Origin of the sequence: Oceanibaculum pacificum, from assembly GCF_001618175.1 — a bacterium.
Classification (GTDB): Bacteria; Pseudomonadota; Alphaproteobacteria; order Oceanibaculales; family Oceanibaculaceae; genus Oceanibaculum; species Oceanibaculum pacificum.
On the sequence record NZ_LPXN01000007.1, the window covers coordinates 1 to 10,983 of the forward strand.

A 10,983-nucleotide genomic window follows, 5' to 3' on the forward strand; every position below is an offset into this window, starting at 1 on the left:
GGGGGAGGGTTGGGGTGGGGGTGGTACACCGGCCTCTCCATCCATATGCCCCGCATCCCCCTTGCCAACCGGCCGCGCCGACCGTTCAATGGCGGGGCATCGATGTAGGGTGGTGGCGTGAGCGAGCAGCACAATTATCAACCCGGCGAAGCGGATGCCGAGCAGCCGCATTATCTCGGCCACCGGCAGCGGCTGCGGGCGCGCTTCCTGGCCGATTCCGGGGCCTCGATGCCGGATTACGAGCTGCTGGAGCTGCTGCTGTTCCTGGCCCGGCCGCGCGGCGACATGAAGCCGGTGGCCAAGGCGCTGATCGACCGGTTCGGCAATTTCGCCGAGGTGATCAGCGCCGACGCCCAGGCGCTGCGCCAGGTCGACGGCATCGGCGAGGCCGGGCTGGTGGCGCTGAAGAGCGTGCAGGCCGGCGCGCTGCGCCTGTTGCAGCAGCGCATCCTGAACCGGCCGGTGATCGCCTCCTGGCGCGACCTGCTGGATTACTGCCGCGCCTCCATGGGCTTCGAGAAGATCGAGCAGTTCCGCGTGCTGTTCCTCGACCGCAAGAACCTGCTGATCGCCGACGAGGTGATGCAGAAGGGAACCATCGACCAGACGCCGGTCTACCCGCGCGAGATCATCCGCCGCGCGCTGGAGCTGCATGCCTCCGCCCTGATCATGGTGCACAACCACCCGTCCGGCGACCCGACGCCCAGCCGCGCCGACATCGACCTCACCAAGGAGGTCGACGCGGCCGCCAAGGCCCTCGGCCTCTCCCTGCACGACCATCTGGTGATCGGCCGCGAGGAGCATGCCAGCTTCAAGGCGATGGGGCTGTTGTAAGGTTTAAACCAACTCGCCAATATCTCGGTTTTTCTTTATATCAAGAGAAATAGGATCATCCCCTATTATGTATCCATTCTTTTTAAGAAACTCTAAAGATGTATCAAACGTTGCCACATTTTGACAGAAATGATTTTTTAATGTCTCAACGCTAATGTATCTTTTTCCCCAAAGTTTTCGCTTTTTCATAGATAGCAATATTCTTCTAGATCCTATATCCACTTCACTTCTTCTACTAAGTCCAATAATTGATTTTTCCATCCCTTCTAGGGCTGCATTATGATGGTCAATACCAAAATAGTGACTATGTGTTTGTGGCACTGTGGATATATCTGAGCTTCCTATCATAACCACTTCATATTTTTCTTCTTCTGGGTAATCAGATTCATACTTCATATATAATTTTACAGCTTCGTCGGCATCTCTTCCAACAATATCCCATGTAACAAAATTTCCATCACTCCAATCAAAAACCAATATCCAATTATTTATTTGATTAGAATTACTTTTTTCTTTCTCCATCATTGTTTTAATAATATCTTGATTTACGTGACTAGATATATTTTTCCCGTTTTTTGAATCATAGATTATCTTTTCTGCAATCTTTCTTTTCTGCTGCAGATCAATTTCTGTTCTTTTTTCTATTTTTTGTTTTGTTTCTATGAGATATAAAAATTTGAAAACTCTTTAAAATAACTAATTACATCAAAATGCCCGTCCTTTTCTTTTAATCTATATCCATATATAACGGATGTCCTTTCAATACTTTCAGACCAGTAGTGCTGTATTTTACTTCTGACTTGAATTTCTAACTTCAAACCATTGATACTGATTATTATATGATAAGCTCTATACCCTGTATCATCCCTGCCAAAATCCCTGTAATCCGTCTCTTTTATTATTTTTGCAAAGTTGGATTCATTGATTTTTTTTACTATAAACAAAACAACATTATCAACATCACTATTATTTTCTACAATAACCCTACACCCACCAATATCCTGCAACTGAGTCAATCGAACACTAAATCTCTTCAATTTTCGTATTATTTGCGGCTTTCTTTTCAATCTTTGCGCTATGAAATAGTGCCTATTATAAGACCTAAGCCATTCTTGTACTTCAAGAGTTAATCTTGTGAGAGGGGTTAAATGTGACTTTCTATATTCATCAAAATAATATTCCATTTCCAAAATATTTTCATCATACCCCGTGTATTCGCTAGATAAAATTTGCCCAGCCTTGTCAATTTTGTTTTTTGAAATCATCACTATTTCCTTAGCGCAACTTCACTGCGATTTAAATTTAAACATTTTTATCTATTTTTCTTGCATGAAGCATATGCGGGCGATTTAGCTCTCTAACGCTACGATCAGCATGGCCTACTACATCAACTGATAGCTCAATAATGTCCTTCCCGGAAAGTTTAACTCAGAGGGAATTACTCTCTCAAACAATAAACACCGCAGACACCTAGCACCCCCACCTTGCCCCCTCCTCCGCCCCGGCGCTAAACTCGCTTTCCTCTTTCCCTACCCGATGGATAGCAAGACATGACCAGGCAGGCGGCGATCGCGGATGCGGTGGCGCAACTCGATAATGGGACGTTCCTGAAGGATCTGGCGCGCCGGGTGGCGATCCCGACCGAGAGCCAGAATCCGGAGCGCAAGGCGGCGCTGCTGGCCTATCTGACCGACGAGATGCAGCCGACGCTGGAGGCCATCGGCTTTAGCTGCCGCATCGTGCCGAACCCGGTGGCGCATGGCGGGCCGTTCCTGATCGCCCAGCGGATCGAGGGCCCGGACCTGCCGACCGTGCTGAGCTATGGCCATGGCGACGTGATCCGCGGCCTTGAGGATCAATGGCGCGACGGCATCACCCCGTGGGAGCTGAAGCAGGAGGGCGAGCGGCTCTACGGTCGCGGCACGGCCGACAATAAGGGCCAGCATTCGATCAATATCCAGGCGCTGAAATCGGTGATCGAGGCGCGCGGCAGCCTGGGCTTCAACTGCAAGCTTTTGATCGAGACCGGGGAGGAGACCGGCTCCCCCGGCCTGCGCCAACTGTGCGAGCAGGAGAATGAGGCGCTGTCGGCCGATCTGCTGCTGGCCTCCGACGGGCCGCGTTTGCAGCCGGGCCGGCCGACGATCTTCCTGGGCGCGCGCGGCAATTTCAATTTCGACATGTGGCTGGATCTGCGCGAGGGCGCGCATCATTCTGGCAATTGGGGCGGGCTGCTGGCCGATCCCGGCGTGATCCTGGCGCACGCCATCGCCTCGATCTGCTCGCCCACCGGCAAGATCCTGGTCGACGGCTTCCTGCCGACGCCGATCCCCAATTCGGTGCGCGTCGCATTGGCCGACTGCACCGTCGATGGCGGCGAGGACGGCCCGACTGTCGATGAATGGTGGGGCGAGCCGGGCATGACCCCGGCCGAGCGCGTCTATGGCTGGAACAGCTTCGACGTGCTGGCCTTCAAGACCGGCAATCCGGAGCGCCCGGTCAACGCCATTCCGCCCTCGGCCAAGGCGCATTGCCAGATCCGCTTCGTGGTCGGCAGCGACCCGGAGAATTTCCTGCCCAGCTTGCGCAAGCATCTGGATGCGCGCGGCTTCCAGGCGATCCAGCTTGCCCCCAGCCGCGACGCCTATTTCCAGGCCACAAGACTTGACCCGGAAGACCCGTGGGTGAAATGGGCGGTCGGCTCGATCCAGTCCACTTTGGGCGTGAAGCCGGCGATCCTGCCGAATCTCGGCGGCTCCCTGCCGAACGATATCTTTACCGAGGTGCTGAAGCTGCCGACCGTATGGGTGCCGCACTCCTACGCGTCGTGCTCCCAGCACGCGCCGAACGAGCACGCCCTGCTGCCGATCATCCGCGAGGGGTTGCAGATGATGGCCGGCCTGTTCTGGGATCTGGGCGACGGCGCCGGCGTTCCCCAGGGTACTGCCCAGGGTACTGCGGCGAGGCGCGCGGCGTAGGCAGCGCGTTCCTGGCTACCCCTACAGCCAGCCGCGACGCTTCAGGAACAGCCATTCGGCGATGCCGATGGCAAGGATAAGCGCGCAGACGATCCAGAAGGCCATGTCGCTGTCGACGCCGGGCATGCCGCCGACATTGATGCCCAGCAGGCCGGTGATGAAGCCCAGCGGCAGGAACACGCCGGCCACGATGGTCAACACATACATCGTGCGATTGGCGCGTTCCGCCTGCTTCTGGCTGATCGCATCCTTCAGGATGGCGGCACGCTCGCGCAGCGCGTCGAGGTCTTCGACATAGCGGGTGATATCGTCCACGGTCTGGCGCAGCGATAGGCGGGCAAGGTCGCCCATCCAGCTTTCGGTGGAGGCGGCCAGCCGCGCCACGGCGGCCTGCTGCGGGGCGACGAAGCGGCGCAGCAGGCTGGATTTGCTGCGCAGCCAGGTCAGCGCGTCGATCTCGACCTGGCGGTGATCGGTTTCGGCCTGTTCCTCCATCGCGTCCAGCGCCTCCTCCATGTCGTCCAGCACCGGGGCCATGCGGTCGGTCAGCCCCTCTGCAAGCTGGGCCAGGAAGTCGGCGACATCGTGCGCGCCGCGCCCTTCGGCCAGCCTTTCGTCCAGTGCGCGCACCGCCATGATCGGCTTCAGCCGCAGCGTGACGACGAAGCGCTCGGTCGCCCAGACGCGCACCGCCAGCATATCCTCCGGCTCGGCCCCCGGATTCAGATTCACCCCGCGCAGATTGATCAGCAGCCCGTCCGGCCAGCTATCGCAGCGCGGCCTGGTGTCCTCGGCCAGCAGCGCGTCGATGGCGGCCGGCGGCAGGCCGGCGCTATGCTCCAGCCACGCCGCCAGCCCCGGCACGGAACGGTCGAGATGCAGCCACAGCACGCCCGGCCGGTCGGCCGCCGCCTGGCCCGGCCTCTCGGCCAGCGCCTGGGCCGCCGTCTCCGGCGTCAGCTTGCGGCCGCCGCCCGCGCCATCCAGCACCCAGCCATGCACCAGCGCCTTGTCGAGCATGCGTCTCTCCTAACCCTTAATCCGCCGGCTCCAGATGCGGGGCCGGCTCCAGCAGCGCGAAGAAGCCGCCATGGCCCGGCAGTTCGACATGGTCGCCGGCCAGCCGGCCAATGGCCAGGCGCGGCACGTCCAGCACCTGGCGCACCGGGCGCGGCAGGCGCATCCAGCGCATCCTATCCTCGGTGTTGAACACGGCCAGCAGCCGCTCCTCCCCCTCGGCCCGAACGAAGGCGACAAGCCCCGGTTCCCCGGTGGCGACGAAATGGATGTCGCCCCTCACCAGCGCCGGCTGCGTCTTGCGCCAGGCCAGGAAGTCGCGGGTGAAGTTCAGCACCGAGCCCGGCTCTACATTCTGCGCCCCGACACTGCGCATCAGATGCTCGTTCGGCACCGGCAGCCAGCCATCGACGCTGGAAAAGCCGGCATGGCGGTCATTATCGTCCCACGGCATCGGCGTGCGGCAGCCGTCGCGGCCGGGGAAGTCGGGGAAGAAATTCAGCCCGTAGGGATCCTTGATCTGCTCGTAGGGCACATCGGCCTCGGGCAGGCCCAGCTCCTCCCCCTGATACAGGAAGATGGTGCCGCGCAGGCTGCCCAGCAGGGCGATCAGCAGCTTGGCGAATTCCGGCGGGGCGTCGCGCCCGCCCCAGCGGCTGACCACGCGCTGCACATCGTGATTGCTGAACGCCCAACTCGGCCAGCCATGCCGGCGGCCATTATGGAAGGCGTCGAAGGCGCGGGCGATCAGCTCGGTCTCCAATTGCGGACCCAGGAAGGCGAAGCAATAGGCGGTGTGCAGCGGCGCGCCGGGGCCGGCATAATCCTGCATGACCTTCAGGCTGTCATCGTCGGCGATCTCCGCCAGCAGCAGCACGTCGCCGTAGCTGTCGCCCAGGGCGCGCAGCCGTTTCAGAAACTCCAGCGTCTCCGGCTGGGTCTTGTCGTACAAATGGAGCTGGCGGTTATACGGATTGGCCGGCTGCACCCCCTCGGTCGGCGGCGCGCCGTCGGGGCGCGGCGGGTTGCTGCGCAATTGCCGGTCATGGGTCAGGAAATTGCAGGCATCCAGGCGGAACCCGTCAATGCCGCGATCCAGCCAGAAGCGGCATTCATCGAGCAGCGCATCCTGCACCTCCGGATTATGCAGGTTCAAATCCGGCTGGGTGGGGAAGAAATTATGGAAATAATATTGCTGGCGACGCGACTCCCACGTCCAGGCCGGGCCGCCAAACATCGACAGCCAATTGTTCGGCTGCGTGCCGTCCGGCCGGGGATCGGCCCAGACATACCAGTCGGCAAAGCTGTTCTCCTGGCTGCGCCGCGAATCCTGGAACCAGCGATGGCGGATCGAGGTGTGGCTCAGCGCCATGTCCATCACCACCTTCAGCCCCAACCGGTGGGCTTCCTGGATCAGCCGGTCGGCATCGTCCAGCGTGCCGAACATCGGGTCGACATCGCGATAATCCTCGATGTCATAGCCGAAATCGTCCATCGGCGAGCGAAAGAACGGGCAAATCCAGATCGCATCCACCCCCAGCGAGGCGATGTAGGGCAGGCGTTGCAGAATACCCGGCAAGTCGCCGATGCCATCCGCGTTAGTATCCTGAAAGCTTCTGGGGTAAATTTGATAGATAACTGCGCCGCGCCACCACTCACTCATCAATCCTCGCAAATCAGATCAAGGGGAAGATAAAGCATATCCATATCCGTCAGGGTGTCATATTCTAGAAACATCTCCGGCAAATCCACAGTATTCAGACTGTAAACGGCTGTTGGATAACGAAAATTTCCTCAGGGTTGGAATTTTCATCGGGTTCCTGTACATATACCTGCTGCACTCTAAGCTTATTCAATCATAATCCAAGCGGAGGCCAAGACCCGTGAGCGGCACAGCCACGCCCTCCGGCCCGGATTCTCCGGGCGCGGCAGGCATATTCGATCATATCGCCATTGTTGGGGCAGGGGCATGGGGAACCGCCCTGGCGCTGGCGGCGGAGCGCGCCGGGCGCAAAATAACCTTGTGGGCGCGCGAACCGGAAGTGGTGGAAGGCGTGGCCATGCGCCGGCGCAACCCCTTCCTGCAGAACCATCTGATTCCCGGCGCCATCAAGGTCACCAACGATCTGGCGCAGGCGCTGAAGGGCACCCAGCTCGTCGTGCTGGTGGTGCCCTCGCAATATCTGCGCGCCATGGCGCGCGAGGTCGAGGCGCTGCTGCCCGCCGATGTGCCGGTGGTGATCTGCGCCAAGGGCATCGAGGGCGACAGCGGCAAGCTGATGACCCAGGTTATCGCCGACGAGATGCCCGGCCGGCCGCAGGCCATCCTGTCCGGCCCCAGCTTCGCCGACGAGGTGGCCGAGGGCCAGCCCACGGCGGTCACCATCGCGTCGGAGGATGTCGGCGCGACGCATGAGACGGCGATGGCCAGCCTGGCGGCGCGCGTGGCGCTCAGCTTCAGCAGCCCGGTGTTCCGGCCCTATCTGTCGGACGATCCGCTGGGCGTGGAGGTTGGCGGCGCGGTGAAGAATGTGCTGGCGATCGCCTGCGGCATCGCGGCGGGGCGCGGCTTCGGCTCCAACCCGCGCGCGGCGCTGATCACCCGCGGCCTGGCGGAGATCAAGCGGCTGGCCCAGGCGCTGGGCGGCCGGCGCGAGACGGTGACCGGCCTGGCCGGCATCGGCGACCTGACGCTGACCTGCTCCAGCGAGCAATCGCGCAATTTCTCCTTCGGCAAGGCGCTGGGCGCGGGCATGACGCCCGACGAGGCGCTGGCCGGCAAGAAATCCGTGGCCGAGGGCGCGGTGAACGCCAAATCGGTGACCGCCCTGGCCGCCAGGCTGGGCGTCGACATGCCGATCTGCCAGGCGGTCTATGCGGTGATCTATGGCGGCGTCGAGGTCGACGCCGCGATGAAGGCGCTGCTGACCCGCCCGATCAAGGCCGAATCGCGGGAGCTGGAGGGGCTGATATCGCTGCCCAACCCCGCTAATTACGATGAACCGGAGACGGAGATCCCGGCATGAGCATGCATAACCTCATCCTCGCCACCGACCTGGACGGCACCTTCCTGGGCGGCAGCGACGCGCAGCGGCGCGAGCTGTATAATCACCTGAGCGCACGCGGCGACGCGCTGCTGATCTTCGTGTCCGGCCGCGACATCGATTTCATCCGCGAGCTGGTGCGCACCCCCGGCATGCCGCACCCGGACTATGTGATCGGCGATGTCGGCACCACCGTGGTGCAGGGCCGCGACTTCGTGCCGATGCCCGAGGTGCAGGCGGAAATCTCCGAGCGCTGGGGCGATGCCGGCGACCGGGTGAAGGCGCTGCTGGCCGACGAGCCAGGCATTAAATTGCAGCCCACCCCGTTCGAGCGCCGCGTCAGCTATTACTACGATCCCGCCGTGCTGCGCCGGGAGACGCTGGAGAAGATCGAGCAGGCCGGCTTCGACTGGCTGCTGTCGGCCGAGACCTTCCTGGACGTCCTGCCCAAAGGCATCGCCAAGGGGCCGACGCTGCTGCGCCTGGTCGAGGCGTTGAAGCTGCCGGCCGACCGCGTGCTGGTCGCCGGCGACACGCTGAACGATCTGTCGCTGTTCGAAACCCGCCTGAAGGGCGTCGCGGTCGGCAATTCGGAGCCCAAGCTGGTGCAGGCCATCGACGGGTTCGACTGGGTTTATCGCAGCCCCCATCCGGGCGCCGCCGGCATTGCCGACGCCATTCGCCATTTCGATATGAGCCGGGAGGCCGCCTGATGCAGAAATCGTCGCTGGTGATCGTCTATCACCGTCAGCCCTACGAAGAAGCCACCGTGAACGGCAAGCGGGTCTACCGCGAGAATAAGAGCCCGAACGGCATCGTGCCGACGCTGAAAAGCTTCTTCGGCCGCATCGAGGAAGGCAAGGGCGCGTGGGTCGCCTGGAAGCAGGTGGCCGCCAAGCAGCAGGAGAAGTTCGAGCGGGTCATCCGCATCGAGGACAGCTATGGCAGCTACGCCGTATCCCGCCTGCCGCTGACCGGCGAGCAGGTGAAAAGCTTCTACCACGTCACCTCGAAGGAGGCGCTGTGGCCGATCCTGCATAGCTTCCCCTGGCTGTTCCGCTACGAGAATGCCGACTGGAACACCTTCCGCGAGGTGAACTGGCTGTTCGCCGAAGCCGCCGCCGCCCAGGCCGAGGATGACGCGCTGGTCTGGGTGCATGACTATAATCTGTGGCTGGTGCCGAAATATCTGCGCCAGATCAAGCCCAGCCTGCGCATCGCCTTCTTCCACCACACGCCGTTTCCGGGGCCGGATGTGTTCAACGTGCTGCCCTGGCGCGCCGAGATCGTCGACAGCCTGCTGGATTGCGATCTGGTCGGCTTCCACATCCCGCGCTATTCCAAGAATTTCGCCGATGTGGCGCGCTCGATCCGCAATGTCGAGGTCGAGCAGGCGGTGCCGGTCGAGCCCGGCATGTCGCCGGTCGGCATGGCGCTGTCGGAGCCGGAAGCGCCGGTGCGCCTCACGCATAACGGCCGCACCGTGCATCTGGACGCCTTCCCGGTCGGCACCAACCCGGAGCTGATCGGCGAGCTGATCAAGGGCGAGCCGAGCCGGCAGATCCAGCGCACCATCAATGAGGAGCTGGAGGGCCAGCGCCTGATCGTGACGGTCGGTCGCACCGACTACACCAAGGGCATGAAGGAGACGCTGGAGGCCTATGAGCGCCTGCTGGAGCGCCGGCCGGAGCTGCACAACAAGGTGAAGCTGCTGCTGGTCTCGGTCTCCGCCGCCAGCGGCATGAAGATCTATCGCGAGACCCAGCGCGAGATCGAGGCGCTGGCCGGGCGCATCAACGGGCGCTACGCCAATCTGCGCTGGTCGCCGATCCTGCTGTTCTCCAACGCCATCCCGTTCGACCGGCTGATCGCCTATTACAAGATGGCGGATATCTGCCTGATCACCCCGCTGCGCGACGGGCTGAACCTGGTGGCCAAGGAATTCGTCGCCGCCAAGGAGGGCGCGCCGGGCACGCTGATCCTGTCCGAATTCACCGGCTGCGCGGTGGAGCTGCCGCAGGCCGTGCTGGCCAACCCCTACTCCACCCGCGCGATGGACGCCGCGCTGGACCAGGCGCTGGACATGCCGGAATCGGAGAAGGCCGAGCGCATGGCCGCGATGTACGAGACCGTGAAGCATTACGACATCTCGCGCTGGGCCAACCACACGCTGGAACGCTTCGGCGATATCGATGGCGAGCAGGGAGCCGCCCCGATGCAGCCGCTCTCCGCCGCCGCCGCGCCAGTCGGGGAATAGGTCGGGGAGCCGTGGGGCGAAAGGGCGGCTCCAGGCCGGAAGCCGCCCCCTGTCTTATTCGCCGGCGCTTACGACGCCAGCCGCTGCGTGCGCAGCGCCGGGATGCGGTCGGCCAGCGCATAGGCGCCGTTGCCCAGCAGGATCGCGACAAGTGAGGTCGCGATCAGGAAAGCCGGATACTCCCAGCCGCCGCCCGGCGCGGAGAACAGCCAGCCCTTGTCGGCATGCACCAGGAACAGCGCGCCCAGCAGGGCCGGGATCAGCGCCGCCGACACGATGCGCGTGCCGACGCCGGCCAGCAGCAGCAGCCCGCCGCCCACCTCGGCCAGGATGGTCAGATAGCCCAGGACGCCCGGCAGCCCCAGGCTCTGGAAGAATTGCGCCGTGCCGGCCGGGGAAAACACCAGCAGCTTCAGCAGGCCGTGAGACAGATACATCGCCCCCAGCGACAGGCGGGTGATCAGCGCGGCATAGGCGACATGGTTGGAAGCGTTCATCTCACATTCCCTCCTTCGGGGAAAAAACGCAGGCGGCACCCTGTCGCCTTGCTGGAGATGAAGATCGCGCTTTCGCCGACTATGCACAATTCGGCATTATCGAAACAGATTGTCGCCCACTGGACGACAATCTCCCTGGTGCCCGCTGCCGGACTCGAACCGGCACTTCCATACGGAAAACAGATTTTAAGTCTGCTGCGTCTACCGATTCCGCCAAGCGGGCTGCCCGGGTCCGGCTCGGCGCATTGATAGCGCGAAGCCGGGGTGCCAGACAAGCGAGGGTGGCAAGGGGTGCGCCGCCAGCCTGTATTCCGGCCGTGGATTATTCCCCGATTGTCACCCCCGGGCTTGTGTGG

General features: G+C 61.9%; 10 protein-coding genes and 1 tRNA gene. 5 read left to right on the forward strand and 6 right to left on the reverse strand.

Going from position 1 to position 10,983, the window contains the following annotated elements; translation table 11 throughout:
- Nucleotides 1-117 precede the first annotated feature (117 nt).
- Entirely contained in the window at nucleotides 118-834 is a 717-nt protein-coding gene (radC, locus tag AUP43_RS01380) for a RadC family protein (protein ID WP_067551580.1), read from the forward strand.
- Nucleotides 835-837: 3 nt separating this feature from the next.
- Here the strand turns inward: radC and AUP43_RS19165 are convergent, their stop codons facing one another.
- The gene (locus AUP43_RS19165; RefSeq protein WP_198154781.1) at nucleotides 838-1,359 is read right to left on the reverse strand and encodes a hypothetical protein; all 522 of its coding nucleotides are present in this window, start codon (nucleotides 1,357-1,359) and stop codon (nucleotides 838-840) included.
- A gap of 134 nt (nucleotides 1,360-1,493) precedes the next feature.
- A complete protein-coding gene (locus tag AUP43_RS19170; protein WP_198154782.1) occupies nucleotides 1,494-2,099 on the reverse strand; it encodes a RelA/SpoT domain-containing protein in 606 nt (201 codons plus the stop codon).
- A 285-nt stretch (nucleotides 2,100-2,384) separates the two neighbouring features.
- Here AUP43_RS19170 and AUP43_RS01385 point away from each other — a divergent pair, with 285 nt between their 5' ends.
- Entirely contained in the window at nucleotides 2,385-3,812 is a 1,428-nt protein-coding gene (locus AUP43_RS01385) for a M20 family metallopeptidase (protein WP_067551584.1), read from the forward strand.
- Between the two features lie 21 nt (nucleotides 3,813-3,833).
- On the opposite strand, the gene AUP43_RS01390 is transcribed toward AUP43_RS01385, so the two are convergent.
- On the reverse strand, nucleotides 3,834-4,832 hold the full coding sequence (locus AUP43_RS01390) for a zinc transporter ZntB (RefSeq protein WP_067551590.1): 999 nt from the start codon (nucleotides 4,830-4,832) through the stop codon (nucleotides 3,834-3,836).
- A gap of 16 nt (nucleotides 4,833-4,848) precedes the next feature.
- The gene (locus AUP43_RS01395; RefSeq protein ID WP_067551593.1) at nucleotides 4,849-6,492 is read right to left on the reverse strand and encodes an alpha-glucosidase; all 1,644 of its coding nucleotides are present in this window, start codon (nucleotides 6,490-6,492) and stop codon (nucleotides 4,849-4,851) included.
- 271 nt (nucleotides 6,493-6,763) lie between these two features.
- Here AUP43_RS01395 and AUP43_RS01400 point away from each other — a divergent pair, with 271 nt between their 5' ends.
- The 3 genes from AUP43_RS01400 to ggpS are packed head-to-tail and all read left to right on the forward strand — an operon-like array spanning nucleotide 6,764 to nucleotide 10,130.
- Entirely contained in the window at nucleotides 6,764-7,855 is a 1,092-nt protein-coding gene (locus AUP43_RS01400) for an NAD(P)H-dependent glycerol-3-phosphate dehydrogenase (RefSeq protein ID WP_084462415.1), read from the forward strand.
- Complete coding sequence (locus AUP43_RS01405) at nucleotides 7,852-8,586, forward strand: HAD-IIB family hydrolase (RefSeq protein WP_067551596.1); 735 nt, start codon at nucleotides 7,852-7,854, stop codon at nucleotides 8,584-8,586. Before AUP43_RS01400 ends, AUP43_RS01405 begins: the two co-directional genes overlap by 4 nt.
- Complete coding sequence (gene ggpS / locus AUP43_RS01410) at nucleotides 8,586-10,130, forward strand: glucosylglycerol-phosphate synthase (protein WP_067551599.1); 1,545 nt, start codon at nucleotides 8,586-8,588, stop codon at nucleotides 10,128-10,130. The genes AUP43_RS01405 and ggpS overlap by 1 nt, the downstream gene beginning before the upstream one ends.
- Before the next feature lie 68 nt (nucleotides 10,131-10,198).
- Here the strand turns inward: ggpS and AUP43_RS01415 are convergent, their stop codons facing one another.
- Both AUP43_RS01415 and AUP43_RS01420 read right to left on the reverse strand, forming a co-directional pair.
- Nucleotides 10,199-10,627 (reverse strand): DoxX family protein, encoded by a 429-nt coding sequence (locus AUP43_RS01415; RefSeq protein WP_067551602.1) that lies wholly within the window; start codon nucleotides 10,625-10,627, stop codon nucleotides 10,199-10,201.
- A gap of 136 nt (nucleotides 10,628-10,763) precedes the next feature.
- Nucleotides 10,764-10,850: transfer RNA gene (locus AUP43_RS01420), tRNA-Leu, on the reverse strand.
- Nucleotides 10,851-10,983 lie beyond the last annotated feature (133 nt).

Bases quoted from the DNA above. Each gene is read 5' to 3' on its own strand.
- AUP43_RS01415 (WP_067551602.1), bottom strand. From the start codon at position 10,627: ATGAACGCTTCCAACCATGTCGCCTATGCCGCGCTGATCACCCGCCTG.
- AUP43_RS19170 (WP_198154782.1), bottom strand. From the start codon at position 2,099: ATGATTTCAAAAAACAAAATTGACAAGGCTGGGCAAATTTTATCTAGC.
- AUP43_RS01395 (WP_067551593.1), bottom strand. From the start codon at position 6,492: ATGAGTGAGTGGTGGCGCGGCGCAGTTATCTATCAAATTTACCCCAGA.
- AUP43_RS01390 (WP_067551590.1), bottom strand. From the start codon at position 4,832: ATGCTCGACAAGGCGCTGGTGCATGGCTGGGTGCTGGATGGCGCGGGC.
- AUP43_RS19165 (WP_198154781.1), bottom strand. From the start codon at position 1,359: ATGATGGAGAAAGAAAAAAGTAATTCTAATCAAATAAATAATTGGATA.
- AUP43_RS01405 (WP_067551596.1), top strand. From the start codon at position 7,852: ATGAGCATGCATAACCTCATCCTCGCCACCGACCTGGACGGCACCTTC.
- ggpS (WP_067551599.1), top strand. From the start codon at position 8,586: ATGCAGAAATCGTCGCTGGTGATCGTCTATCACCGTCAGCCCTACGAA.
- AUP43_RS01385 (WP_067551584.1), top strand. From the start codon at position 2,385: ATGACCAGGCAGGCGGCGATCGCGGATGCGGTGGCGCAACTCGATAAT.